24 protein-coding genes are annotated in these 25,994 nt (G+C 67.7%); 8 read left to right on the top strand and 16 right to left on the bottom strand.

The features are described from left to right. Window positions 1-50: 50 nt before the first annotated feature. Window positions 51-299, top strand: a complete 249-nt coding sequence (locus tag HHL27_RS20565; RefSeq protein ID WP_169495267.1) for a hypothetical protein — start codon at window positions 51-53, stop codon at window positions 297-299. An 88-nt stretch (window positions 300-387) separates the two neighbouring features. Further along, complete coding sequence (gene fumC, locus HHL27_RS20560; RefSeq protein WP_169495266.1) at window positions 388-1,764, top strand: class II fumarate hydratase; 1,377 nt, start codon at window positions 388-390, stop codon at window positions 1,762-1,764. A gap of 4 nt (window positions 1,765-1,768) precedes the next feature. Here fumC and metH read toward each other — a convergent pair whose 3' ends face one another. From metH to HHL27_RS20540, 4 genes are read right to left on the bottom strand one after another with little or no spacing between them, the layout of a single operon-like run. Next, the gene (gene metH, locus HHL27_RS20555) at window positions 1,769-4,402 is read right to left on the bottom strand and encodes a methionine synthase (protein ID WP_169495265.1); all 2,634 of its coding nucleotides are present in this window, start codon (window positions 4,400-4,402) and stop codon (window positions 1,769-1,771) included. A gap of 36 nt (window positions 4,403-4,438) precedes the next feature. Continuing rightward, the gene (locus tag HHL27_RS20550) at window positions 4,439-5,497 is read right to left on the bottom strand and encodes a homocysteine S-methyltransferase family protein (RefSeq protein WP_169495264.1); all 1,059 of its coding nucleotides are present in this window, start codon (window positions 5,495-5,497) and stop codon (window positions 4,439-4,441) included. Then, complete coding sequence (gene metF, locus HHL27_RS20545; RefSeq protein WP_169495263.1) at window positions 5,497-6,402, bottom strand: methylenetetrahydrofolate reductase [NAD(P)H]; 906 nt, start codon at window positions 6,400-6,402, stop codon at window positions 5,497-5,499. The genes HHL27_RS20550 and metF overlap by 1 nt, the downstream gene beginning before the upstream one ends. After that, entirely contained in the window at window positions 6,399-7,325 is a 927-nt protein-coding gene (locus tag HHL27_RS20540) for an ArsR/SmtB family transcription factor (RefSeq protein ID WP_240960132.1), read from the bottom strand. Before HHL27_RS20540 ends, metF begins: the two co-directional genes overlap by 4 nt. Window positions 7,326-7,563: 238 nt before the next feature. On the opposite strand from HHL27_RS20540, the gene HHL27_RS20535 reads away from it, so the two are divergent. Together HHL27_RS20535 and HHL27_RS20530 are read left to right on the top strand one after the other, a co-directional pair. Next, on the top strand, window positions 7,564-7,893 hold the full coding sequence (locus HHL27_RS20535) for a hypothetical protein (protein WP_169495261.1): 330 nt from the start codon (window positions 7,564-7,566) through the stop codon (window positions 7,891-7,893). Window positions 7,894-7,902: 9 nt separating this feature from the next. Continuing rightward, window positions 7,903-8,139, top strand: a complete 237-nt coding sequence (locus HHL27_RS20530) for a hypothetical protein (RefSeq protein ID WP_169495260.1) — start codon at window positions 7,903-7,905, stop codon at window positions 8,137-8,139. Window positions 8,140-8,183: 44 nt separating this feature from the next. Here HHL27_RS20530 and arfB read toward each other — a convergent pair whose 3' ends face one another. Genes arfB through pabB form a run of 4 tightly spaced genes read right to left on the bottom strand, consistent with a single transcriptional unit; the run spans window position 8,184 to window position 12,216 of the window. Continuing rightward, window positions 8,184-8,567 carry an alternative ribosome rescue aminoacyl-tRNA hydrolase ArfB gene (gene arfB, locus HHL27_RS20525; RefSeq protein WP_206069758.1) on the bottom strand — a complete coding sequence of 128 codons (384 nt, stop codon included), beginning with the start codon at window positions 8,565-8,567 and terminating at the stop codon, window positions 8,184-8,186. A 29-nt stretch (window positions 8,568-8,596) separates the two neighbouring features. Beyond that, window positions 8,597-9,247 (bottom strand): RluA family pseudouridine synthase, encoded by a 651-nt coding sequence (locus HHL27_RS20520; protein ID WP_420874089.1) that lies wholly within the window; start codon window positions 9,245-9,247, stop codon window positions 8,597-8,599. Next, entirely contained in the window at window positions 9,247-10,419 is a 1,173-nt protein-coding gene (locus HHL27_RS20515; RefSeq protein ID WP_240960126.1) for a pyridoxal phosphate-dependent aminotransferase, read from the bottom strand. The genes HHL27_RS20520 and HHL27_RS20515 overlap by 1 nt, the downstream gene beginning before the upstream one ends. 9 nt (window positions 10,420-10,428) lie before the next feature. Then, window positions 10,429-12,216 carry an aminodeoxychorismate synthase component I gene (gene pabB / locus HHL27_RS20510; RefSeq protein WP_169495257.1) on the bottom strand — a complete coding sequence of 596 codons (1,788 nt, stop codon included), beginning with the start codon at window positions 12,214-12,216 and terminating at the stop codon, window positions 10,429-10,431. A gap of 173 nt (window positions 12,217-12,389) precedes the next feature. Between pabB and HHL27_RS20505 the strand changes: the two genes are divergently transcribed. Continuing rightward, window positions 12,390-13,964 (top strand): helicase HerA-like domain-containing protein, encoded by a 1,575-nt coding sequence (locus tag HHL27_RS20505; protein ID WP_169495256.1) that lies wholly within the window; start codon window positions 12,390-12,392, stop codon window positions 13,962-13,964. 6 nt (window positions 13,965-13,970) lie between these two features. Here HHL27_RS20505 and HHL27_RS20500 read toward each other — a convergent pair whose 3' ends face one another. From HHL27_RS20500 to HHL27_RS20480, 5 genes are all read right to left on the bottom strand, one after another. Continuing rightward, window positions 13,971-15,476, bottom strand: coding sequence for an ATP-binding protein (locus HHL27_RS20500; RefSeq protein WP_169495282.1), 1,506 nt, complete (start codon window positions 15,474-15,476; stop codon window positions 13,971-13,973). Between the two features lie 86 nt (window positions 15,477-15,562). Further along, on the bottom strand, window positions 15,563-16,294 hold the full coding sequence (locus HHL27_RS20495) for a response regulator (RefSeq protein WP_169495255.1): 732 nt from the start codon (window positions 16,292-16,294) through the stop codon (window positions 15,563-15,565). Between the two features lie 31 nt (window positions 16,295-16,325). Continuing rightward, complete coding sequence (locus HHL27_RS20490; RefSeq protein WP_169495254.1) at window positions 16,326-17,027, bottom strand: EF-hand domain-containing protein; 702 nt, start codon at window positions 17,025-17,027, stop codon at window positions 16,326-16,328. Window positions 17,028-17,241: 214 nt separating this feature from the next. Further along, window positions 17,242-17,616, bottom strand: a complete 375-nt coding sequence (locus HHL27_RS20485; protein WP_169495253.1) for a VOC family protein — start codon at window positions 17,614-17,616, stop codon at window positions 17,242-17,244. Window positions 17,617-17,704: 88 nt separating this feature from the next. Then, entirely contained in the window at window positions 17,705-19,504 is a 1,800-nt protein-coding gene (locus HHL27_RS20480) for an aminopeptidase P family protein (RefSeq protein WP_169495281.1), read from the bottom strand. 73 nt (window positions 19,505-19,577) lie between these two features. On the opposite strand from HHL27_RS20480, the gene HHL27_RS20475 reads away from it, so the two are divergent. Continuing rightward, on the top strand, window positions 19,578-21,665 hold the full coding sequence (locus HHL27_RS20475; RefSeq protein WP_169495252.1) for a S9 family peptidase: 2,088 nt from the start codon (window positions 19,578-19,580) through the stop codon (window positions 21,663-21,665). Between the two features lie 5 nt (window positions 21,666-21,670). Continuing rightward, window positions 21,671-22,075, top strand: coding sequence for an acyl-CoA thioesterase (locus HHL27_RS20470; RefSeq protein WP_169495251.1), 405 nt, complete (start codon window positions 21,671-21,673; stop codon window positions 22,073-22,075). On the opposite strand, the gene HHL27_RS20465 is transcribed toward HHL27_RS20470, so the two are convergent. Both HHL27_RS20465 and ald read right to left on the bottom strand, forming a co-directional pair. Beyond that, window positions 22,072-23,832: a sensor domain-containing diguanylate cyclase gene (locus HHL27_RS20465; protein WP_206069754.1), complete on the bottom strand. Its 1,761-nt coding sequence runs from the start codon at window positions 23,830-23,832 to the stop codon at window positions 22,072-22,074. The two genes, HHL27_RS20470 and HHL27_RS20465, sit on opposite strands and share 4 nt — an antisense overlap. An 18-nt stretch (window positions 23,833-23,850) precedes the next feature. Continuing rightward, complete coding sequence (gene ald, locus HHL27_RS20460) at window positions 23,851-24,966, bottom strand: alanine dehydrogenase (protein WP_169495249.1); 1,116 nt, start codon at window positions 24,964-24,966, stop codon at window positions 23,851-23,853. Window positions 24,967-25,101: 135 nt separating this feature from the next. Here ald and HHL27_RS20455 point away from each other — a divergent pair, with 135 nt between their 5' ends. Then, a complete protein-coding gene (locus tag HHL27_RS20455; protein ID WP_169495248.1) occupies window positions 25,102-25,563 on the top strand; it encodes an Lrp/AsnC family transcriptional regulator in 462 nt (153 codons plus the stop codon). On the opposite strand, the gene HHL27_RS20450 is transcribed toward HHL27_RS20455, so the two are convergent. Continuing rightward, window positions 25,526-25,966 (bottom strand): hypothetical protein, encoded by a 441-nt coding sequence (locus HHL27_RS20450; RefSeq protein WP_169495247.1) that lies wholly within the window; start codon window positions 25,964-25,966, stop codon window positions 25,526-25,528. The two genes, HHL27_RS20455 and HHL27_RS20450, sit on opposite strands and share 38 nt — an antisense overlap. Window positions 25,967-25,994 lie beyond the last annotated feature (28 nt).

Here is a 25,994-nt window from a genome sequence, read left to right as displayed (position 1 = left end):
CCGCACCTTCCTGTTAGCCCTGTGTCCTACGACATAAGGGAGACCGACCGATGGGCCATCACCTGCACGAGAACTTCAACGCGGCCGAGGAATGGAAGGCCGCGCGCCTGACCGAGATCGAATTCGAGGAAATGGCCCGGGCGTTGAAGGCCGTGGCAAAGGCCCACGACCGTTCGTTTGACGACCTGCTCGATACTTTCGCGCGCCAGGGCCTTGCCGCCGCGCTCAGCCTGCTGGCCGCCAGCGACGGCGCCAGCACCACGGCCGAATACTACAACTACCGGTCGCCCGCCGCCTGACAAACCGCTTGCGGAACGCTCGTGCGCCCTGTCCATTGCCCCGATGATCTTGCCGTTGTCGGCAGGGACAAGGAGCACGAGCAGCCCGATGGCCCGCAGCGAAACCGATTCGATCGGCGCGATCGACGTTTCCGATGACGCGTATTGGGGCGCACAGACCCAGCGCAGCATCGAAAACTTTCCCTTCGGCGCGATGGAGCGGATGCCGCTCGGGATCGTCCACGCGCTGGCCTTGGTCAAGCAGGCGGCCGCGCGGGTCAACCGGACGCACGGGCTCGACCCGGCGCTTGGCCAGGCCATCGAAGCCGCCGCGGCCGATGTCGCCGCCGGGCGCTTCGACGACCAGTTTCCGCTGGTGATCTGGCAGACCGGCAGCGGCACGCAGAGCAACATGAACGTCAACGAGGTGATCGCCGGGATCGCCAACGAACGCCTTTCCGGCCAGCGCGGCGGCAAGAGCCCGGTGCACCCCAACGACGACGTCAATCGCGGCCAGTCGAGCAACGACAGCTTCCCGACCGCGCTCCACGTCGCTGCGGTCATCGCCCTGCATCGCGACCTGCTCCCTGCACTCGACCGGCTTCACGCCGCCCTAGATGCCAAGGCGCGGGACTGGGCGCACCTCGTCAAGATCGGCCGTACGCACCTGCAGGACGCAACGCCGCTGACGCTGGGGCAGGAATTTTCAGGTTACGTCCGCCAGCTCGCGGCCACGCGCGAACGCCTGTCCGATGCCGAGCGGCACCTGCTGCAACTCGCGCAAGGGGGCACGGCCGTCGGCACGGGCCTCAACGCGCCCGAAGGCTTTGCCGATGCCATCGCCAATGAACTGGCGCAGTTGACCGGCCACGCCTTCGATACCGCGCCCAACAAGTTCGAAGCGCTCGCCAGCAACGATGCGCTGGTCCAGTTCTCGGCCACGCTGGCGACGCTCGCCGTGGCGCTGACCAAGATCGCCAACGACATCCGCCTGCTCGGCTCCGGCCCGCGTTCGGGCCTTGGCGAACTCGATCTTCCCGCCAACGAACCGGGCAGTTCGATCATGCCGGGCAAGGTGAACCCGACGCAGTGCGAAATGCTCACGATGGTCGCCGCGCAAGTCATCGGCAACCACCAGGCCGTCACTGTCGGCGGGCTGCAGGGCCACCTCGAATTGAACGTGTTCAAGCCGATGATCGGCGCCGCCGTCCTCCGCTCGGTCCATCTCCTGTCGGTCGGCATGGCGAGCTTTGCCGAACGCTGCGTCGAAGGGCTGGAAGCGAACGAGGCACGCATCGCCGAGCTGGTCGAACGCTCGCTGATGCTGGTGACCGCGCTTGCGCCCGAGATCGGCTACGACAACGCCGCGAAGATCGCCAAGACCGCGCACGCCGAAGGCCTCTCGCTGCGCCAGGCGGGCCTGAAGCTTGGCCTGGTCGATGCCGCCACCTTCGACAGCGTGGTGCGGCCGCAGGACATGGTGTGACGCGTCAGCTGAGGTTCGGGCGCAACCAGCGCTCGGCAACAGCGAGATCCATTCTGCGCCGCGCGGCGTAGTCCTCCAGCTGGTCGCGCCCGATCGTGGCGACGCCGAAGTACTGGCTTTCGGGGTGCGCGAAGTAGAAGCCGCTCACCGCCGCGGTCGGCAGCATCGCCTGGCTTTCGGTCAGCGTGATCCCGGCGTTGGCGGGGGCATCCAGCAGGTCGAACAGAATCGGCTTCAGGCTATGGTCGGGACATGCCGGGTAGCCGGGCGCCGGGCGGATGCCGCGATACTGTTCGCGGATCAGCGCCTCGTTGGTCAGCTGCTCGCCGGGCGCATAGGCCCACAACGTGGTGCGCACGTGGGCGTGCAGGCGCTCGGCAAAGGCTTCGGCAAAACGGTCGGCCAGCGCTTTCAGCAGGATGTCCTGATAGTCGTCGTTGTCCGCCTTGAAGCGGGCGAGGTGCGGCTCAATGCCGTGGATGCCCACGGCAAAGCCGCCGATCCAGTCGCCCGCCGGATCGATGAAGTCGGCGAGGCAGAAGTTCGCACGGCCGCGGCTCTTGGCGAACTGCTGGCGCAGGAACGGCAGATGCAGCGGCGGCTGCGGCCCTTCCAGATGCAGCACCACGTCATCGCCGTGCCGCGCGCAAGGCCAGAAACCCGCCACGGCCTTGGCCGTCAGCCACTTTTCGGCAACGATCCGCTCCAGCATTGCGCGCGCATCGGCATAAAGGCTCCGCGCACTTTCGCCCACGATCTCGTCGTCGAGGATCGCCGGATAGGTGCCCGCCAGCTCCCAGGCGCGAAAGAACGGCGTCCAGTCGAAGTATTCGACCAGATCGGACAGGTCCCAATCGGGAAACACGTGCAGCCCGGGCTGCTCGGGCGGCGGCGCCTTCTCGGTGAAGTCGGGCGCATAGGCGTTGTCGCGCGCTTCCTCCAGCCGCAGCAGCTTGGATTCGCCCTTGCCCGCCCGCGCCTCGCGCACGTGCTGGTAATCGGCGGCGGTCGCCTTGACGAAAGGATCGCGCTGCGTGTCCGACAGCAGCTGGCTGGCAACGCCCACCGCGCGGCTGGCATCGAGCACGTGCACCACCGGCCCGTCGTAGGCGGGGTCGATGCGCAGTGCGGTGTGCACCTTGCTGGTGGTGGCCCCGCCGATCAACAACGGGATCGACAGCCCGGCGCGGCTCATTTCCTCGGCCACGGTCACCATTTCGTCGAGCGACGGGGTGATCAGGCCCGACAGGCCGATCATGTCGACGTCTTCCTTGATCGCCGTGTCGATGATCGTGGACCACGGCACCATCACGCCAAGGTCGATGACCTCGTAGCCGTTGCACTGCAGGACCACGCCGACGATGTTCTTGCCGATGTCGTGAACGTCGCCCTTCACGGTCGCCATGATGATCCGGCCCTTGGCCTTGGCGCCGGCTTCCTTTTCCGCCTCGATGAACGGGATCAGGTGCGCGACCGCCTTCTTCATCACGCGGGCGGACTTGACCACCTGCGGCAGGAACATTTTGCCCGATCCGAACAGGTCGCCGACCGTGTTCATGCCTTCCATCAGCGGGCCTTCGATCACCTCGATCGGCCGCCCGCCGCGCGCCGCGATCAGCGCGCGCGCTTCCTCGGTATCCTCGACCACGTGGGCGTCGATGCCCTTGACCAGCGCGTGTTCCAGCCGGCGCACGACGTCCCAGCCGCGCCATTCCTCGGCCGCCTTCTCGGCGACCGCATCCTTGCCCTTGAAGCTCTCTGCCAGGGTGATGAGCCGCTCGGTCGCGCCTTCATCGCGGTTGAGGATCACGTCCTCGCAGGCTTCGCGCAGCGCGGGGTCGATCTGGTCGTAGATGTCGAGCTGCCCTGCATTGACGATCGCCATGTCCAGCCCCGCCGGGATGGCGTGGTACAGGAACACCGAATGCATCGCCCGGCGCACCGTCTCGTTGCCGCGGAACGAGAACGAGAGGTTGGACAGCCCGCCCGAGAAGTGGACGTGCGGGCACGCCACGCGGATTTCCTTCACCGCCTCGATGAAGTCGACCGCGTAGTTGTTGTGCTCCTCGATCCCCGTCGCCACGGCAAAGACGTTGGGATCGAAGATAATGTCCTCAGGCGGAAAGCCGATCCCGGTCAGCAGCTTGTAGGCGCGGGTGCAGATCTCGACCTTGCGCTGCTTGGTATCCGCCTGGCCCTTCTCGTCGAAGGCCATGACCACCACCGCCGCGCCATAGTCCATGCACTTGCGCGCGTGGTGAAGGAACGGCTCCTCGCCTTCCTTCATCGAGATCGAGTTGACGATCGGCTTGCCCGAAACACACTTCAGACCTGCCTCGATCACCTCCCACTTCGAACTGTCGATCATCACCGGCACCCGCGCGATGTCGGGCTCGGCGGCGAGCAGCTTGAGGTAGGTGGTCATCGCCTCGACCGCGTCGAGCAGACCCTCGTCCATGTTGACGTCGATCACCTGCGCGCCGTTTTCGACCTGCTGGCGCGCGACCTCGATCGCCTTGGTATAGTCACCGGCAAGGATCAGCTTCTTGAACGCCGCCGAACCGGTGACGTTGGTGCGTTCACCAACGTTGACGAAGCGGGCGCCCGAAGAGGCGGCGGAGGTGGTGGTCTGGGTCACGTCAAAAACTTCCGTTGAAAACCGGGCGTTGCAAGATCAGGCAGGCATCAGGAACGGTTCGAGCCCGGCGAGGCGCGTCACGGTTTCGACCTGCGGCAGCGCGCGCGGGGCAAGGCCCGCGACCGCCCTCGCCATCGCCGCGATGTGCGCCGGCGTCGAACCGCAGCAACCGCCCAGCACGTTGACCTGGCCTTTGTCGGCCCATTCCTTGACCAGCCCTGCCGTCGTTTCCGGCAGTTCGTCATAGGCGCCCAGTTCGTTGGGCAGGCCGGCGTTGGGATAGACCATGATCAGCGTATCGGCATTTTCCGCCAGAGTGCGCACGTGCGGGCGCAGCTGCGTGGCGCCGAAAGAGCAGTTGAGCCCGATCGTCACGGGCCTCGCATGGCGCACCGCGTACCAGAACGCCTCGACCGTGTGGCCCGACAGGTTGCGGCCCGAAAGATCGGTCAGCGTCATCGACAGCATCATCGGCACTTCGCGGCCCAGTTCCTGTTCGAGCTGCTTGACCGCCATGATCCCAGCCTTGGCGTTGAGCGTATCGAACACCGTCTCGATCAGGATGAAGTCGGCGCCACCTTCCACCAGCGCGGCGGCCTGCTCCTTGTAAACGTCGACCAGCGTGTCCCAGTCGATCTCGCGAAAGCCCGGATCGTTGACGTCGGGCGACAGCGACAGCGTCTTGTTGGTCGGCCCGATCGCGCCGGCGACGAAGCGCGGGCGGCCGTCCTTAGCCTGATATTCATCCGCCAGCCGCCGCGCGAGCTTCGCGCTCTCGACGTTGATCTCGCGCACCAGATGCTCCGCGCCATAATCGGCCTGGCTGATGCGGTTGGCGGAAAAGGTGTTGGTTTCGGCGATGTCCGCGCCCGCCTCGAAATAGGCGCGATGGATCGCCTCGGGCACTTCCGGCTTGGTCAGCGCGAGGATGTCGTTGTTGCCCTTCTGATCCTTCGACAGGCCCAGCGTGCCGGCATAGTCCGCTTCGGCGAGCTTCCAGTTCTGGATCTCGGTGCCGAACGCGCCATCGGTGATCAGGATGCGCTGGGCGGCTTGCGCGAGGAAATCGGCGCGCGCTTTCGAGGGAGTGAGCATCAGGCGGTCTTTCCGGTTACGGGGCGCAGGCCGAGCAGGTGGCAGGTCGCATAGGACAGGTCGGCGCGGTTGAGCGTGTAGAAGTGGAAGTCGCGCACGCCGCCCGCATAGAGCCGGCGGCACAAGTCGGCAGCCATCACCGCCGAAACGAGCCCGCGCGGGCCGGGGCGTTCGTCCAACCCTTCGAACATGGCTTCCATCCACGCCGGGATTTCGGTGTTGCCACTCATCCGGCGGATCGCGGCGAAGTTGGTCACTGGCATGATGCCCGGCAGGATCGGCGCGGTGATCCCCGCGGCCAGCGCCTTGTCCTGGAAGCGGAACCAAGCGTCGGTCGAAAAGAAGAACTGGCTGATCGCGCGGGTCGCGCCCGCATCCAGCTTGCGCTTCAGGTTGTCGAGATCGGCCTCTAGGCTGACCGCATCGGGATGGCCCTCGGGATAGGCGGCCACCGAAATCTCGAAGTCGTGGCGCTTCTTCAGCCCTTCGACCAACTCGGCGGCATTGCGATAGCCTTCTGGATGCGGCGCGAAGCGCCCGCCATCCGACGGCGGCGGATCGCCGCGCAGCGCCACGATGTGGCGCACGCCCGCGTCCCAGTACTGGTCGGCGATCTCGTCGATCTCGGCCTTGCTCGCCGCAACGCAAGTCAGGTGCGCGGCGGGCACGAGGTCGGTCTCCTTCACCAGCCGCGCCACCGTCGCATGGGTGCGTTCACGCGTGGTGCCGCCCGCGCCATAGGTTACCGAAACGAACTTGGGCGCAAGCGGGGCCAGCGTGACCACCGTTTCCCAAAGCTGCGCGGCCATCGCCTCGCTCTTGGGCGGGAAGAATTCGAACGACACCGCGATATCGCCGGGGAGCCCCCCGAACAGCGGCTGGTCGAGCACCTGGTCCTTGGTCATCCTGTCCTCCGGAGCGGGGTCGCTCCTGCATCCTGTTCGCGCACGCCGATCCAGATCTTGACGATCAGTTCGTGCCCGGCGAGTGCGCGCTCGGCTTCCATGCGGTAGCCGGCCTCGTTGAAAAGGGTGTTCATCTGCGCATCGGAAAACCCGAGGCGCGCGTGGGCGTGGCGCTCGCGCAAGTCCTCGCGACCGTGCGCGGCAAAGTCGATGATCGCCAACCGTCCGCCGGGACAGGTCACGCGCGCGGCTTCCGCCAGCACGAGTTCGGGCGCCTGCGCATAATGCAGCACCTGGTGCAGCAGCACGGTATCGAAGTTCGCGCCATCGAATGGCAGGTCGGTGAAATCGCCACGTACCAGCTCGAACCGGTCGGTCGGCAGGTCCTGCAGGCGCGCGCGGGCAAGCCGCAGCATTTCGGGGCTGCGATCAAGACCCGTCACCTTGGCGGCACGATCGGCAAACAGTTCGGCCATGCGGCCCGTGCCGGTGCCGATGTCGAGCAGTCGGCCGAGGCTGTCGGCGCCCAGCAGTTCCGCCAGCGCCAGCTCGACCGGCCCATCGGCGATGTGAAGGCTGCGCAAGCTGTCCCATTCCTCGGCATGGGCGGCGAAATAGTCCTCGGCGCTGGCCTGCCGCGCGGCACGGATCGCGTCGAGGTGATGGCGATCGCCCGCACATTCGGCGGCGAAGGCGGGATCGCTCGCCTCGCCCACCGCGAGCAGGCCGGCGAGCGCTGACTTCAGGTTCGCCTGCCCCTCGCCCGATGCCGCGCGCAGGAACACCCAGCCGCCTTCGCGACGGCGTTCGGCAAGGCCGGCATCGCACAGGATCTTGACGTGGCGCGATACGCGCGGCTGGCTCTGGCCCAGCACTTGCGCGATTTCGCCCACGGCCAGTTCCATGCTTGCAAGCAGCCGCATGATCCGCAAGCGTGTCGGATCGGCAAGGGCGCGAAGGGAGTCCAGCAGGGTCACGCAAGGGGCATATAAAGCATTCTTTATATGGGTCAACAAACGGACGCTCCGCCCGTTGTCGTTTTTGGCGCGCGTCGTCTTTGTCCACCGCATTTTTGTGGCCTTGATGGTGGCAGGGCGATAGAACCGGGCCCGAGCCGGCAGAAGGCCGGTCAAGTCCATGATTTCCTTCGAGAGGGACCCGATGAAGAAGTTCGCCATCACGGCTTTCGCTGCTGCCGCTGCGCTTTCGCTCGCCGCCTGCGGCAAGTCCGACGATGCCTCGCAGGAAGCCGCGCCCGACAACGTCGAAATGCCTGCTGACGATCTTCCGGCGGTTGAACCTTCCGCCGCCGCGCCTGCGCCGCAAAGGGAAGTCGCCCCCGCTGCCGATGCCTCGCAGGCTGCACAGAGCGCCGAGGATGCCGCCAAGAGCGCGGCCGACAGCGCAGTTTCGGCGGCCGAGGCTGCCCGTGCGGCCGCTGCCGCTGCGGAAACCGGCACCGACAAGCCCGCCGCTCCGCCGCAGCAGTAAGCGCGTCCGATGCGGGGGGCATTGGCTGCCGCGCTTCTGGTGCTGCCACTGGCGTTGCCACTGGGGCTGGGCGCGTGTTCGAAAGACACCGACCCCGGCCCCGGCGGCACCACGGTGGGCGAGGCCAAGGCGCTCGACAAGGCGGCCGAGCGGCTCGAGGCGCGCCCGCGTCCCCCGCTCGACGAAGCGACCGTGCCCGCCGACCTCGCCGCGATTCCCGGCGTTGCGGCGAGCGATCAGCCCTGAGCGTCAGGGTCTTCGCGGCAGGCTTTGGCGTCCGGGCTTGAACGTCAGTCGAACGATACCTTGCCGCGCCCGGCCTTGATCGCGCCGCGCTTCTTCTTGCCTTCCAGCCGCGCCGTCTTGCCCACGCGATTGAGCCGCGACTTGGCGCGCCTTGCCGGCAGGTTGCACGCCTCGCGCAGCAGGTCGGCCAGCCGCTTGCGCCCGTCCTCGCGGTTCTGTTCCTGCGTGCGATAGCTGCGCGCGGTCAGCACGATCTCGCCCTTGGCGGTCATCTTGGACCCGGCGAGGTCCTTCAGGCGATGGAACACCTCGGGGGGCAGGCGCAGCGCAAAGACGTCGAGCCGCAGCTGCGCCGCCGTCGCCACCTTGTTCACGTTCTGCCCGCCCGGTCCCGCCGCGGCGATGAAGCTCTCCTCGACCAGCGCCATGGCCCGGCCGACCAGGGCATCGGCATCGATCACAGCGTGAAACCGAGCGCCCTGAAATCGTCTGGGATCGGCGCTTCGGCCACGACCGGCGGCTTGCCGTCGCGCGGCACTTCGAGCCGCAGCGCATGCAGCAACGTGCGCCCGGTGCCGTCACCATCGCCATAGACCGGATCGCCGACCAGCGGCTGGCCCAGCCCTTCCAGCGCATGGACGCGGATCTGGTGGGTGCGGCCGGTTTCGGGCCGGAACTCGACCAGCGAAAGGCCATCGTGTTCGGCCAGCACCTTCCAGTGCGTGCGCGCGGGCTTGCCCTTCTTCGCCGCGATCATCCGCCAGCCGTTCGCCGCCGAGCTGATCTTGGACAGCGCCAGGTCGATCGTGCCGTGCTTCAGCTCGAACGTCCCCTGCACCACGCCGAGATATACCTTGGTCACGATGCGCGCTTCGAACGCCGCCGAAAAGCGCTTGAGCGCCTTGGGGTTGCGCGCCAGCAGCAGGCAGCCCGAGGTATCGCGGTCGAGCCGGTGCACCGGCGCCGGCGCGCGCTGGAAGCCGAAGCGCAGTTCGTCGAGGTAATCGTCGAGGCTCACGCCCCCGGCGCGCGGGGTATCGAGCGGCAGGCCTGCCGGCTTGTCGATCACCAGCGCTTCACCGTCTTCGAACAGGATCGGGAAATCGATCACGCCACCGCTCCTGCAATGCGCCGCAGCGCTTCATCGAGCCGCGCGTCGTCCGCGGCAAAAGAAATGCGAAAACCGTCGCGCCCGCCAAAGGCCGAGGCCGGCACGATCGCAACGCCGTGTTCGAGCAGGTGCATCGCCAGCGCGTCGTCATCGCCAAAGCGGGCCATCAGAGGCGCGGCATCGACCATGCAATAGAACGCGCCATCGGGCACCGGCGCCGCAAGGCCCGGAATCGCGTTGATCGACGCGACCACCCGGTCGCGCCGCACGCGGAAACGCTCGCGCCAGTCGGCCAGGAAATCCTGCGGCCCTTCGAACGCGGCCACGGCGGCGGCCTGGCTGATCGAGGCGGGATTGCCCGAAGAATGCGACTGCAGCTTGGCCATCGCCTGGATCAGCCACAGCGGCCCTGCCGAAACGCCGATGCGGAAGCCGGTCATCGCATGGCTCTTCGACACGCCCGAGACCGTCAGCACACGTTCGGCCAGGTCCGGACATTCCACCGCGAGCGTAGCATGCGCCCCTTCGACGTAGCGCAGCGGGGCGTAGATATCGTCGCTCATCGCCAGCACGCGCGGATGGCGCCGCAGCACCTCGCCAATCGCGCGGATTTCCTCGGCGGAATAGGTCGCGCCGGTGGGATTGCCGGGGCTGTTGAGCAGCAGCCAGCGCGTGGCAGGCGTGATCGCCGCCTCGAGCTGCGCCGCGCTGATGCGAAAGCCGCTTGCCGCCGTCGTCGGCAGGTCCACCACCGTGGCGCCGGCAAAGCGCACGATCTCGGGATAGCTGACCCACCACGGGCTCGGCACCAGCACTTCGTCACCGGGATCGAGCGTCGCCAGCAGCGCGTGGAAGATCGCCTGCTTGCCCCCGGCGCTGACGATCACCTGCGCGGGCGGGACGACCAACCCCAGGTCCCGCTCAAAATGCAGCGCCGCCGCCTTCCTCAGCGCCGCCGTGCCGGCTACGGCGGTGTAGCGCGTGTCACCGGCATCGAGCGCCTGCTTGGCCGCCTCTATCACGTGCACGGGCGTGGCGAAGTCGGGCTCACCCACCGACAGCGAGATCACGTCCTTGCCCTCGGCGCGCAGCTCCATCGCGCGGTCGGTCATGGCCGTGGTGCGCGAAGGCGCGATGCGCGAAAGCGCGGCGGAAAGCGGATGGGACATGGTCTTGCGTTACTCGCCGTGGAACCGCGCCGGGCACAGCCCGCGCACGGCGTTGCCGACGAAGAACCCGCCGGAAAGATCTTCAAGGGTCAGGTCGGCCTCTTGCGCGCGGCCTTCTTCGATCAGGCTGCGCCGCAGGACACCCGGCAGCAGGCCCGACGCGGCGCGCGGCGTCAGCAGCCGGCCGTCGCGCTCAACGAACAGGTTGGTGAAGCTGCCTTCGGTGACAAGGCCATCGTCGCGCACCAGCACGGCTTCGCCGGCCCCGGCGCGCCTGGCCACCTTGAGCGCCTCTTCGTAAAAGCCGCGATCGCTCGACTTGTGGCGCAAGCGCCAGTCGCCGCTAGAAACCGGCAGCGGCAGCGCGATGCAGCCGACCGGCCCGGCAAACGGCGCCGGCATGGCGCCCGCTTCCAGCGCATAGGCCCCGCTGCGAGCAATCACCAGCCGCACCTTCGACGGCGCTTCCAGATCGAAGCACAGCGCATGGATCGCGTTGCGCACGGCGTGTCGGTCGAACGTGAAGCCCAGCTCCGCCGCACTCGCCTTGAGCCGTTCGAGATGGAGTTCCAGCAGCGCGATCCCGGCGACGGGATCGAACGCCATGGTCTCGATCAGGTCGGCACTGCCCGCAGAAAGACGCAAGAAACTCCCCTTCACCACGCATTCGCGCCACTCGCGCGCTGGGGTTGAATCGGCCACGAGACCGGATCCGACCCCCATGGTGGCGCGACCCCCCTGGGCGCCCCCGTGATCGGGGACGAGACGTAGCGTCCGAATTGCCACATTGAACGCCGCATCGCCAGTGCTGTCCAAACGGCCCACCGCACCGCAGTAGTTTCCACGCGCGTCGCGCTCGACCGCGTCGATCAGCTCCATCGCGCGGATCTTGGGCGCGCCGGTGATCGATCCGCAGGGAAAGATTGCCCGCAGCAGGTCCGCCGCACTCCGGTCGGGCTGCAACTGCGCCCGCACCGTGGTCACCATCTGGTGGACCGTAGGATACGTCTCGACCGCAAAGGGTGCCTCCACCCGCACCGATCCCGGCTCTGCCACGCGCGACAGATCGTTGCGCATCAGGTCGACGATCATCAGGTTTTCGGCGCGGTCCTTGGGGTTGGCGGCCAGTTCCTCGCGCAACGCTTCGTCTTCGGCCACATCGCGCCCGCGCCGCGCGGTGCCCTTCATCGGCCGCACGCTGACCGCGCCATCGCGCAGCTTGAAGAACAGCTCGGGCGAAAACGACAGGTGCCAGTGCGCCCCGTCCCAGATCAGCCCGCCATAGCCCGCGCGCGCATCGGCGCGGATCGCGGCGTAGATCGCCAGCGGATCGCCACTCCACGTGCCGCCAAGCGGAAAGGTCAGGTTCGCCTGGTAGATGTCGCCGGCACGGATCGCCTGGGCGATCTGGTCGAACGCAGCCCCATAGCCCCCGGGCGACACCTGCGGATCGAGCGGCCCGAGCCGGCCCGCGCCTGCCGATTCCTGCTTCAGCCAAACCTCAACTTCGCTTGAGGTCATCTCCAGCCACGTGGAAAACCGCGCAAACCACACCAGCGGCCCCGCCGCACCCGTGCGCCGTGCGGCCAGTGGCTGCAATCGCGGTTCGAGCGCGAGCCCCGCTTCATAGGCGATGAATCCCGCCCATTCGCCCGGCGTCGCGGCAATCCGCTCGAGCGCGGGCAGCACCTCGTCGGCGCGGCGCGCGACGACGATCTCCTGCGCGCCGGTATAGAGCCGCGAAGGACTGGCGCCCTCGGTGCGGGCATCGTCGAGCAGGATGAAGGGTGCGCGCATGGAAACAGCCGCGCGCTTTAGCGGCTCGCGCGCACCGATGCAAAAGCGCGATCCGGCCGCTGCCCCAAGGGCCGGACAGGGACGTGCTGCCCGATCCGGCCCTTCTTCCCCGTTTGCAAACGCCCGCGCGCGACCTAAACCTTCCTGCTGACGGCAGTGAAGGACTGGGACTGATGGGCGAGATCGTGATCGGGCTGGGCGCGGACGGGCAGCAGCAGGTGCTGCGGCTCGATCGGGCGAACCGGCACGGGCTGGTGGCGGGCGCAACCGGCACGGGCAAGACGGTGACGTTGCAGGGCATCGCCGAACAGTTCAGCCGCGCCGGGGTGCCGGTGTTCCTGGCCGACGTGAAGGGCGATCTGTCCGGCATCTCGATGCCCGGCAGCCCCACCTTCAAGAACGCCGACAAGCTGGAGGCGCGGGCCAAAGAAGTCGGCATCGCCGACTACGCCTATGCCGATAACCCGGCGGTATTCTGGGACCTTTATGGCGAAGCCGGCCACCCGATTCGCACGACCATTTCGGAAATGGGCCCGGTGCTGCTCGCCCGCCTGCTCGGTCTCAACGAAACGCAGGAAGGCGTGCTCAACATCGCCTTCCGCTATGCCGACGATAACGCCCTGCTGCTGATCGACCTTGCCGACCTGCAATCGGTGCTGGTCGCCTGCGCCGAAGCGGCGAGCGAACTGGCGACGAAGTACGGCAACGTGTCGAAAGCCAGCGTCGGCACCATCCAGCGCCAGCTGCTCGCCTTCGAAAGCCAGGGCGCGGACCGCTTCTTTGGCGAACCCGCGTTCGAGATCAACGACTTCCTCAAGCTCGACGACCAGGGGCGCGGCATGGTCAACGTGCTCGCCGCCGAAAAGCTGATGCAGAGCCCCAAGCTCTACGCCACGTTCCTGCTCTGGCTGCTGTCCGAACTGTTCGAGGCGCTGCCCGAAGTCGGCGATCCCGAAAAGCCTAGCCTCGTGTTCTTCTTCGATGAAGCCCACCTGCTGTTCGACGATGCCCCGCAGGCGCTGTTCGACAAGGTCGAGCAGGTCGTCCGCCTGATCCGGTCGAAGGGCGTGGGCGTCTACTTCGTCACGCAGAACCCGATCGACATTCCCGAAAAGATCGCAGGGCAACTCGGCAACCGCGTGCAGCATGCCCTGCGCGCGTTCACCCCGCGCGACCAGAAGGCGATCCGCGCGGCAGCGGAAACCTTCCGCATCAATCCCGATCTCGATGTCGAAAAGGTGATCACCGAGCTCAAGGTGGGCGAAGCGCTCGTTTCCACGCTCGATGCCGATGGCGCGCCTGGCGTGGTCCAGCGCACGCTGGTGGCGCCGCCGCGCTCACGGCTTGGCCCGGTCACGCCCAAGGAGCGTGCGGTGATCCAGTCGGTCAGCCCGTTCGACGGCAAGTACGACACCGCCGTCAACCGCGAAAGCGCCGCCGAAGTGCTGGCGCAGAAGGCGGCCGATGCGGCGGCGGCGGCCAAGCAGGTGGAAGAACAGGGCGAAGTCGCCCAGCGCGGTGCCGCGCGCCAGAGCCCCAGCCTGTGGGGCAAGGCGGGCAAGGCCGCCGTCGGCGCGGTGGCAAGCTCGGCAGGCGCGGTGATCGCGGCCGAGATCATGGGCAAGAAATCGCGCGCCTCGCCGGTGTCCTCGGGCCTTACCGCGGTGGTCGGCACGGTCGCCACGCAGATCGGCGGCGCCGCCTTCGGCCGCTTCGCGCGCGGGCTGCTCGGCGGCTTGCTGCGGTAAATCGCGCTACGACAAAGGAAGCCGCAGTTCGGCGGTAAGCCCGGCGATCCGCCCGCCGCCGACCTGCCCGCCTTCGCGGCGGTTGATCAGCACCAGACTGCCGCCGTGCTGTTCGGCAATCGCCCGCGCCAGCGCAAGGCCCAGCCCTGCGCCGCCGGTGGCGCTGTTGCGCGATGCTTCCAGCCGGGTGAACGGCTCCATCATCCGCGCGATGTCGGGATCGGGAATGCCCGGGCCATCGTCCTCGATGCGCAGCACCGCATGGCGCCCGTCGCGCGCCAGTGAGACGCGCGCCCTGGTGCCATAGCGCAGCGCGTTGGAGACGAGGTTGCGCAAGCCCCGGCGCACCCAGGTGGGGCGCAGGCGCAGCACCATGCGCTCGGTCTCGCCCAGTTCGACGTCCTCGCCCATGTCCTCGTATTCGCCCACCACGTCGGCCACGAGCGCGGACAGTTGCGTGCTTTCAACGGGATCGGTCGGGCGGCCGACGCGCGCGAGCGAGAGGATGTCGTCGAGCGAGCGGGTAATGTCCTCGATCGTTGCCGCCATCCGCGCGCGCTCGGCATCGTCGTCCACCGCCTCGATCCGCACGCGCAACGCGGCGAGCGGGGTCTTCAGGTCATGGCCGATCGCGCCCAGCATCACGTCCTTTTCGTCGAGCAGCGAGACGATGCGATGTTCCATCGCGTTGTGCGCGTCGATCAGCCGCTGCACGTCCTCGGGCCCTTCGGGCGCCAGCTGTCCGTCGATCGAACGGTCCGCGGCGAAGCTTTCCACCCGGCGGGTCAGCGCCTTCAAGGGCCGCGCGATGCGGCGCAGGATCAGGGCGGTGGCGCCAACCAGCGCGATGTAGATGAACACCGTCTGCAGCGCGATCGACATCAGAATGCGGCGTTCGTCGGCAGGAACCATCACGCGGGCGACCAGCCAGCGGCCGTCGGATTGGCGCAGCGCAGCGATCGCCAGGCGTGGCGGATCTTCGCCGCTGTCAGCCAGCGGTCCTCGCCGGCTGCGCATGTACCACCGGCCAATGAGTGGATCGGCCCAGGGCCGGCGCTCCAGCACCACCACCTGCGGGGCCGTCACGCCTTGCGCTTCCAGCATGTCGTGCAGCAGGCTTTCGGCATCGCTGCGGCGGCGGTCGGTCGCGGCGGGGGCGAAGTTCGGCTCGACCGTCAGCCGCAGGCTGCGGGGCAAGCGAAACAGGTCGTTCGGCGGACGACGCAGGCGCGCCTCAGGATCGCCCGGCAGCGTCGGCGGGCCCGCCCGCCTTGCCCGGGGCGGTCCGGCGGGGGGGCCATCGAGCGGTCCTCTTCCATCGAGACCCGGTAGGCCTTCGGGCCGAGGGGGACCATCCGGAGGAGGAGGCCCTTCTGGCGGCGCCTGGCCGAGCAGGCGGAAGGCGAGCCCGCTGACCATGGCATTGATGTGCCGTTCGCGCTGCGCCCGCCAGATCAGCCCGGAGGAGAGGCCCTGCGCAACCAGCAGCGCCAGCGCGATGGCGAGCAGCATCTGGCCCTGCAGGCTGCGCGGCCAGATCGGCAGGGCACGCACGCGGCGCGCGACGTTTGAAGCAAGGCCGATCACGGGACGCGCGGTCAGTCGGTCGCCGGGCGTTTGCGTACTTCGGCGGCCAGCATGTACCCCCCGCCCCAGACGGTCTGGACGAGCTGAGGATTGCGGCTGTCCACCTCGATCTTGCGGCGCAGGCGGCTGATCTGGTTGTCGATCGCGCGGTCGAACAGATGCGCTTCGCGGCCCTGCACCATGTCGAGCAGGCGGTCGCGGTCGAGCACCTGGCGCGGATGGTCGAGGAAGGCGAGCAGCAGGCGGAACTCGGCCGAGGAAATCGCCACGACGGCGCCTTCGGGATCGGTCAACCGGCGCTTGAGCGGATCGAGGCACCAGCCTTCGAACTCGTAGACGAAGGCGTCGCTGGTCTCGGCTGGCTGGCGCGAGGCGCGGCGCAGCACGCTGCGGATGCGGGCGACCAGTTCGCGCGGATCGAACGGCTTCACCACATAATCGTCGGCGCCGATTTCCAGCCCGACGATCCGGTCGGTCGCTTCGCCGCGCGCGGTAATGAAGATGACCGGAAGGTGCCGGGCCTCCACCAGATGGCGGCAGAGCGACAGGCCGTCCTCGCCCGGCATCATGATGTCGAGCAGGGCGATGTCGGGCAGCCCCTCGGCCAGACGGCTGCGCGCTTCCGCCGCGGTGCCGGCCTGCGTCACGGCGAACCCCTGGCGGCCAAGATAGTCCGCCAGGGGTTCGCGCAGAGCCGGTTCATCGTCGACAAGCAGGACACTGATGGGCGTGGTATCGTTCATCGCACCGGCTTATCGCATTTCCCGCAGCAGATCACTCTCCCGGGGGCGGGGGCGGCATGTCGCCCATTCCGCCCATCGGTTCACCGTCGCGGGCGCGCGGACGCATCGCCTGGAATGCGGCGCGGCGCTCCTCGCGCGTGATCTTGCCGTCGTGATTGGTATCGACCTTGTCGAAGTGCGCCTTCACCGCGGCATCGTATTCCGCCCGGGTGACGACGCCATCCTTGTTGGCATCGGCCATCATCGCCACCATCGGCCCACCCATCATGTCGCCGCCAGGACCGCCATGGCCGGGTCCGCGCATGCCGCGGTGGCCGCGCATCGGGCCATCGGGTCCGCCAGCCATCGGGCCACTGGCACCAGCAGTAGGTGGCGGCGGAGCCCCGGGTTCGCCGCGTCCGGGGCCATCCATCGGCCCCTTCATCGCGCGGTGATGGGCAACGAATTCGTCGCGGCTGATCGATCCGTCATGGTTGGTGTCGATCTCGTCGAACTTCTTGGCCAGCTTCGCGTCGCGGTCGGCCTGGTCGAGCTTGCCGTCGCCGTTGACGTCGAGCTTCGTCCACATCTCGTCGGCCTTGGCCTTCGCTTCGGCCCAGGTCACTTCGCCATTGCCGTCGGCATCGGCGCGCATCGGGCGAGCCTTGCCATCGGGCGCGGCGGCATAGAGGGCACCAGCGCCCAGCAGCATCGCTGCGGCGGACAGGCCCAAGGTATATTTCTTCATGGTCATCGGCTTCGGTCCCCAAGGGAAGAGGGAGGAAGCTGCAGCAGGCGGCGCCGGGGCGGCGGCCGAAGGGGGAGTGTCCGCCTGCCCTACCGTACAGATGGGGGAGTGGGACCGACCGCTGCAGCTTCCTTGAAAGCCGATATAAGCACCGCTTGTCGCGCAACTATGCCGCGAGCCCATCGATTTTGTCGCAGTTTGTCGCGCGATGCGGCGCGCCCTACCCCATGACGAAGGCGTTGAGCTTGTTGCCATCGGGATCGCGGAAGTAGGCGGCATAGAACCCGTCGCCATCGCCGCGCGGACCCGGTGCGCCCTCGCACGAGCCGCCGTTGGCGAGCGCGATGGCATGGAGCCGGTCGACCTGCGCCTTGTCCTTCGCTTCGAGCGCGACCATCACGCCGTTGCCCACGCTGGCCGGCTGACCATCGTACGGCAGGGTCAGGCCGATCCCGGCGCCACCGTCGGGCGTGCCCCAGGCGATCGCGCCGGCCCATTCCATCATCCGCCCGGTGCCGAGCTCGGCGGCGATGGCGTCATAGAACACCGCACCGCGGGCAAGATCGCTGGTGCCGAGCGTAACGTATCCGATCATCGTGGTTCTCCATCATGTCCGCCCGACTCGCTGCGGCGGACGCCATGATTGAGAACATATCACGAACATCTTCACTCGCAAGCGGCACTCAGAGCGGAGCGCACGCCGCCTTCAGCCAATCGAGATCGGCGCCGGAAAGCTGGGGCGAGAGCAGTTCGAACGTGCGCGCGTGATAGGCATTCCACCAGTCGCGCTCCTCGCGCGTCAGCAGGCTTTGGTCCACCAGCGCGCGCTCGATCGGCACGTGGGTCAGCGTCTCGAAGCCATAGAATTCGCCCTCGGCGCCAGCGATCTCGCGCCGTTCGACCAGGATCAGGTTCTCGATGCGGATGCCGTATTCGCCGGTCTTGTAGTAGCCGGGCTCGTTCGACAGGATCATGCCGGGCACCAGGTCCTGCCCGGTGCCGGCCTGTCCGCCCGCCGCCTTGGCGATGCGCTGCGGCCCTTCGTGCACCGACAGGAAGCTGCCCACGCCGTGGCCGGTGCCGTGCGCGTAATCGAGCCCCGCTTCCCACAGGAACTGGCGTGCGAAGGCGTCCAGCTGGCTGCCCGCGGTGCCCCGAGGGAACACCGCACGGGCGAGCGCGATATGGCCCTTGAGCACGCGGGTGAAGCGGTCCTTCACCTCGGCCGGGGGCGCATCGGGGCCGATCCACACGGTGCGCGTGATGTCGGTGGTGCCATCGACGTACTGCCCGCCCGAATCGACCAGGTAGACGCTGTTGGGTTCGAGCGCGCGGTTGGTCTCCTCGCTGACGCGGTAGTGCACCACCGCCCCGTTCGGCCCCGCGCCTGATATGGTGTCGAACGACAAGTCGCGCAGCAGCCCGCCCTCGGCGCGGAACGCCTCCAGCTTGTCCGAGGCGGAAAGTTCGCTCACCCCGCCCTGTGGCGCGGTCGTCGTCACCCAGTGCAGGAAGCGGGCGACGGCAGCGCCATCGCGTTCCTGCGCCGCCTTGTGCCCGGCCTGTTCGACCGGGTTCTTGATCGCCTTGGGCAGCACGGTGGGATCGGTCACCGCCACCACGCTGGCGCCCGCGCGTTCCAGCGTCTCGAAGATCGCGGCCACCGCGCGCTCGGGATCGGCGGCCACATTCTTGCCGGCCAGCGCCTGCAGCGCGGGCACGAAGCCATCGCGCGGGGCGATCCGCACGGCGTTGCCCAGGTGCGCGACAAGCTCCGGCGTCACCTTTTCGGGCGCGATGAACAGGTCGGCGGTGCCATCGGCATGAGCCAGCACGAACGAGAGCGCGACCGGCGTGCGCTCGACATCGCTGCCGCGCACGTTGAGCAGCCAGGCGATCGAATCGAGCGCCGAGATCACCGCCGCATCGAGCTTGTTGTCGGCCAGCCATTCGGCCACGGCGGCGCGCTTTTCGTTGCCCGATTGCCCGGCGTGGGCATCGGCATGGACCAGCGCGGGGGCGAGCGAGGGCGCGGGCTGGTCTTCCCACACCGCGTCCACCGGATTGCCTTCGACCGCGACGAGCTTGCCGCCGTTCGCGCCGAGCGCCTTGGCCACGCCACCCGCCCAGCCCTTCGAATGGAGCCACGCGTCATACCCGATGGTCGCGCCTTCGGGCGCGTTTTGCGCCAGCCACGCCGCCACCGACGTCTGCGGCACCGACTGGTATTCCCAGAAGCGCCCATCGACCTGATCGCGCACCTGCAGCGTGTAGCGCCCGTCGACGAAGATCGCGGCCTTGTCCTTTAAAACCACGGCGGTCCCCGCCGAACCGCCGAAGCCGGTCAGCCAGGCGAGCCGCTGGGCATAGCCGCCGACATATTCGCTCATGTGTTCATCGGAAATCGGGATGACGAAGCCGTCGAGGCCGCGCGCCGCCAGTTCCTTGCGCAGCGCATCGAGGCGGGCTTCGTGGGTGTGCATCAGCATGGGTCTTGTCCTGTGCGCAAATGTCGTTCGCCTTGCGGGCGTGATGCGGGGAACATAGATGCGAGGGATGGAACAAACCACCCCTGCAACTCCGCCAGCCACTCCGCCAATCGCGCCGAAGAAGCCGTCCAGCTTCACCCGCCACGGCATCACCGTGTCCGACGATTACGCCTGGCTGCGCGATCCGGGCTATCCCAAGGTCGAGGATGCCGAGGTGCTCGATCACCTCAAGGCGGAAAACGCCTGGTTCGAAGCGCGGATGCAGCCGCACCAGGGCACGATCGACGCGCTGTTCACCGAAATGCGCGCGCGCGTGAAGGAAGCGGACAAGTCCGTGCCGCAGAAGGACGGCGATTTCCTCTACTGGATCGAATTCGAGGAAGGCGCCGAATACAAGAAGTGGTGGCGCCGCCCGGTGGGCGCGGCGGACGATGGCAGCGCCGACGAACTGATCCTCGACGAAGTCGCGCTCGCCGCCGGCCACGACTATTTCCGCCTCGGCGCGATCTCGGTCTCCAACGATGGCAGCAAGCTTGCCTGGAGCGTCGACGACAACGGCTCCGAACGCTTCACCGCGCGAATCAAGGTGATCGCCACCGGCGAAGTCCTGCCCGACGTGATCGAAGGCACCAATTCGGGCCTGATCTGGGTCAAGGGCGACAGCGGCCTCGTCTATTCGCTCGCCAACGAAAACTGGCGCACCGACAACGTCCGCCTGCACTGGCTCGGCCAGCCGGTCGATCAGGATGTCGAACTCTATCACGAAGACGACGAAGGCTTCCGCGCCGGTGCCGCGCTGTCCGCCAACGAAAAGTGGCTGATCCTGTCGACCGGCGACCATGAAACCAGCGAAGTGCGGCTCGTCCCCGCCGACGATCCGCTGGCGCCGCTCAAACTGGTCAAGGCGCGGCAGGCAGGCGTGGAATACGATGTCGACGTGCGCGACGACACGCTGTTCGTCCACACCAACGACACCCACGAAAACTTCCGCCTCGCAACGGCACCGCTTGCCGCGCCCGGCGAATGGACCACGCTGATCGAAGGCAGCGACGATTTCTACCTGACCGGGTTCGACCTGTTCCGCGATTTCTACGTCGTCGAAGGCCGAGTGCGCGGGCTCGACCGGATCGAGGTGCGCTATTACGACGATCCCGCCCGGATCGAGCCGATCACCTTCCCCGAAGCGAGCTACGAGGCGAGCCTTGGCGACAATCCCGAATGGGCGGTCGAAAAGCTGCGGGTGAGCTATGAATCGATGGTCAGCCCGGCCTCGGTCTATGACTACCACGTCGCCGACAAGTCGCTCGAACTGCTCAAGGTGCAGGAAATCCCCAGCGGCTACGATGCCTCGCTCTATGAAACCGCGCGGCTCGAAATCACGGCGCGCGATGGCACGCGCGTGCCGGTCTCGGTGGTCTGGCGCAAGGATCGCGCACAGGGTGGCCCGCTCCACCTCTACGGCTACGGTGCCTATGGCATCGCCATCGGCCCGGGCTTCTCGACCACGCGGCTCAGCCTCGTCGATCGCGGCTTTGCCTATGCCATCGCCCACATCCGCGGCGGCGACGATCTCGGCCGGCGCTGGTACAAGGACGGCAAGCTCGACAAGCGCACCAACACCTTCAACGATTTCGTCGACGTCGCGCGCGGCCTGATCGATCGCGGCTTCACGCAGGAAGGGCGCATCTCGATCTCGGGCGGCTCGGCCGGGGGCGAGCTGATGGGCGCGGTGATCAATTCCGATCCGCACCTGTTCGGCGCGGTGGTGGCGCACGTGCCCTTCGTCGACGTGCTCAACACCATGCTCGATGAAAGCCTGCCGCTCACGCCCGGCGAATGGCCCGAATGGGGCAACCCGATCGAGGACGCCGCCGCGTTCGAGCTGATCCGCGCCTATTCCCCCTATGACCAGGTGAAGCCACAGGCCTACCCGCCGCTGCTGGTCACCGCCGGGCTGAACGATCCGCGCGTCACCTACTGGGAGCCCGCCAAGTGGGTCGCACGGCTGCGCGAACTGAAGACCGACGACAACGAGCTGCTGCTCAAGACCAACATGGGCGCCGGGCACGGCGGCAAGTCGGGCCGCTTCGAAAGCCTGAAGGAAATGGCCGAGGAGTTCGTCTTCGTGCTGTGGCAGCTGGGCGTTCCGGCCTGACCGTAATGAGCAACCGCCACACCCTGACCTTCACCGCGTTGCCCGAACACATCGACGTAATGGGCCACGTCAACAACGCGGTGTGGGTGCAGTGGATGGAAGCGCTCGCCGTCGCCCATTGGGAGGCGGTGGCGCCGCCAGAGCACCTGGCCGCCTATGTCTGGGTCGTGACCCGGCACGAGATCGACTATCGCGGCAACATCGGCGAAGGCGAAAGCGTGACGGCGGAAACCTTCATCCCGCACGCACCTTCGGGTGCGCGGTTCGATCGCTGCGTCGAATTCCGCGATCACCGGGGCAAGGTGATCGTCGCGGCGAAGACCACCTGGGCACTGCTCGACAAGGCCAGCGGCCGGCTGCTGCGCGTGCCGGCCGACGTCGCCGCACCGTTCCTGCCCGAGGCAAGCTAGCCGGCGGCGGCCGCGGCCATGGGCGCGGGCGGCACGAAGGCGATCATCCGTTCGCGCATCGTGCGATTGCGGCCGAGCCGCTTGGCTTCATAGAGCAGGCGGTCGCAATGCGCGTAGAGCGCGTCGAAATCAGCGGACAGGTTGCCGCGTGGATCGTGTTCGACCAGCCCCATGCTCGCCGTCACCACCCGGTCCAGCCCCGGCAGTTCGGCCGCGACGCGCGCGCTGATCGCGCGGCGGCGGCGCTCGGCGCGCTCGGCCGAATCGCTGCCGCGCAGCAACAGCATGAACTCCTCGCCCCCCAGGCGCACCGCGCGGGTATCGCCATCGCCCGAAAGCGCGGTTGCCGCCGCCTTGAGCACGGCATCGCCCATGGCATGGCCGTGCAGGTCGTTCACCGCCTTGAAGTGATCGAGATCGAGCACCGCCATCGTGCGGAAACCGCTGGCGAACAGGTCGGCGAAGCGCTTCTCGATCGAACGACGGTTCCACAGCCCGGTCAGCGCATCACGACCGGCAACGCCCTCCATTTCCAGCGCCAGCGCAGTCGCGCGGTCACGCTGCAGGCGCAGGTCGAGCAGACGGCTGAGGATGCCGAGCGAGCTGACCAGCACCTCTACCGCCAGCGCCAGCTGCTGCGCTGCCACCGAGTTGGTGGGCTGCGCATCGGGCGAGACATAGCGCGCGATGCGATAGACCGCGACGAGCAGCGCGGGCGTCCAGCCCACGATCTGGTACCACACCAGCGAGCTTCCCCGTCGCCAGGCCTCGATCATGCTGGCCATGATCAGCAGGATCGACAGCCCCATGCCAAGATAGAGCTGCATCGTCGAATAGGGTCGCAGCGCGTCCAGCGGCAGCGCGGCGACCAATCCGCAGCCCAGGGTGATCACCGCGCCCAGCCGGATGGCAAGGCCCACACGCGGCCCCAGCATGCCCGGCTCGACGAAGGTCGCGCTGAACATCAGCGCGCTCGCCCCCATCACGCTGTAGCACACGCACGATATCGCGCCTTCGACGAAGATCGGCAGCTCGCCCAGGATGTGGAAGAAGCCCGTGCCCATCAAGGCCTGCACCAGCATCGAGAAGATCAGCAGCGCGTGCCACACCACATAGGGCTGGCGCAACACCACCCAGTACCCCCCAGCCATCAGCAACGGCACCGCCAGCATCCCGCAGATCGCGGCAACCGCCACGATCTCGCCCAGCGACCAGCCGGTCCCTGCGGGCAGCGTGTCGAGCCGCGCATCGCTCGCCAGCGTCTTCGACCAGGGCCCGACGATCCGCGCGACCACGAAGCGGCTGTCCGGGCCGACCGGCGGCAGCGCGGCGGCGATCATCGGCCCCACGCCCATGTGGTGCGTTTCGGCGGCGGTGTAGCGCAGCGCGCGACGGCTGCCGTCCGCGTCGACCACCCACAGGTCGATTCGCTCGAACGTGACCGCGTGGGAGACGAATCCTGCCGGCCGCGGTGCGGCTTGGTCAGGCTTCAGCCGGAAGCGGACGAAAATGACGTCGCTCGCAATGCTGTAGTGGTCGTCGGTGCAGATCCACCGGCTTTCCGCAAATGCCGCAAAGTCTTCGCCCAGCGCGGCATTGGCGTGGCAGATCTGCTCCACGGGAACCGTGGCGGCCTGCGCCGGCAATGGCGTGGCGAGCAGCGCGCAAAGCAGCACGATCGTGCAGGCGATGATGCGCCTCCACCCTCGTTCATCCCGCTTTGACTTCGATGCCATGGCGTCCTGATAGAACGCCAAGTCTTATTCCAAGTTAAATTACATAAGTAAATCTGCGTAGTGGGCGAAGTCGTAGCCGAGTTCGCGGGCCACCGCTTCATACGTCACCTTGCCGCCATGGACATTCAGGCCCGCCGCCAGATGGGCATCGCGGCGCAGCGCTTCCTTCCAGCCGAGGTCGGCAATGCGCAGCGCGTGCGGCAGGGTCACGTTGTTGAGCGCATAAGTGCTGGTGCGCGCGACCGCGCCCGGCATGTTGGCCACGCAATAATGGACGATGCCATCGACGATATAGGTCGGATCGGCATGAGTCGTGGCGTGGCTCGTCTCGAAGCAGCCGCCCTGGTCGATGGCCACGTCGACCAGCACCGCGCCGGGCTTCATCGTGCCGAGCATTTCGCGCGTCACCAGCTTGGGCGCAGCGGCCCCGGGGATCAGCACCGCGCCGATCACCAGATCCGCCTCGGCCACGGCCGCAGCCAGGTTGGCGCGGTTGGAAAAGCGGGTCTTGGCGCGCGATTCGAAGTGGATGCCCAGCCGCTCCAGCACATCGGGATCGCGGTCGAGCACGGTTACGTCCGCGCCCAGGCCCGCCGCCATCTGCGCCGCGTTGAAGCCGACCACGCCGCCGCCGATCACCGCGACCTTGCCCGGCAGCACGCCCGGCACGCCGCCCAGCAGCACGCCGCGCCCGCCGTGCGCCTTTTCCAGCGCGGTGGCGCCCGCCTGGATCGACATGCGCCCGGCCACCTGGCTCATCGGCTTGAGCAGCGGCAGCGACCCGTTGGGGCCGGTCACCGTTTCGTAGGCGATCGCGGTGACGCCCGACTTGACCAGATCGGCGGTCTGTTCCGGATCGGGCGCAAGGTGGAGGTAGGTATAGAGCACCTGGCCTTCGCGCAGCATCGCGCGCTCGACCGCCTGCGGCTCCTTGACCTTCACCACCATTTCGCAGCCATCGAACACGGTCTTCGCATCGGGCTGGATCTTGGCGCCGGCCGCTTCGTAGTCCGCATCGCTCGCGCCGATGCCAAGGCCCGCGCCCGTTTCGACCCACACCTCGTGCCCGTGCACCACCAGCTCGCGCGCGCTTTCGGGCGTCAGCCCGACGCGGTATTCGTGGTTCTTGATCTCGCGAACGGTGCCGACACGCATGGGTTCTTCTCCGCAAATCCTTCGTGCGGGAAGGATACGCGCAAGCCAGTGCAATGTTTCACCTCATTGGGGCTTGCCGAAGGGGCCAATCGGGAAATATCGTTGCACATCGACCCTCAATCGGGAAAAACGTGCATGGAGCGTGCCGACATTGCGCTGATCGAAGCGCTGCAGCGTGATTCGTCGCGTTCCATCGCCGATCTTGCCGAAGCCATCGCCCTGTCGCCCTCGGCGTGTCACCGCCGCATCCGCGCGCTGGAAGAAAAGGGCGTGATCGAAGGCTACGCCGCGCGGCTCGACCCGCGCCGTCTGGGCCTCAGCGTCGAAGTGTTCGTCGAGATTACGCTGACCAGCCAGAGCCGCGAAGCGATGGACCGCTTCGAGCGCGCGGTCGGCGATTTCGACGATATCCTGGAATGCCACCTGATGAGTGGCAGCGCGGATTACCTGCTGCGCGTCGCCGCCGCCGATCTCGAACAGTACGATGCCATCCACCGCGATTGCCTCGCCCGCCTGCCCGGCGTGTCGGCCATGCGGTCGAGCTTCTCGCTGCGGCGGATCAAGCGCTTTTCCGGCTATCCGGTGCGGCGCGGCTGACGCCCGCGCGGCGCGGCGCCGTCTGCGTGCGCACGCGGGGGCGCGGCGTGCCGCCGCTGTCGAGCAGGCGCAGCGGCGATCCCGGCTCGTCCATCGCGTATTGCGCGGCGACCTGCTTCTTGAACGCCTCGATCGCGGCCTCGTCGTTCAGGTGGGTGACCGAAAAGCGGTGCAGCAACATGTCCTCGGACACGTCGACCAGCGTCAGCGTGCGTCCGCTGGCGGTTTCAGCCAGGCGGCTGACGTTGAAGCCGTCGGCCAGGTACCACGCCTCGCGGTCCCAGCTGACGATGCGGCGCTCGCAATAGCGGCAGGTGGAAAGGTGCGAACCGTCCTCGTCGTGCTCCATCCAGCGTTCGGGGCGGTGCGTGCGAGTGAACCAGCACTGGGTCAGGGCTTGCATGGCGCGGAAGGCTCCCGGGCTTGCTCTG

The organism is Novosphingobium olei, assembly GCF_012927405.1.
In the GTDB taxonomy this organism is placed as follows: Bacteria; Pseudomonadota; Alphaproteobacteria; order Sphingomonadales; family Sphingomonadaceae; genus Novosphingobium; species Novosphingobium olei.
Note: the sequence above shows the minus strand (reverse complement) of the source record. Positions and strands in the feature narration are given on the sequence as shown.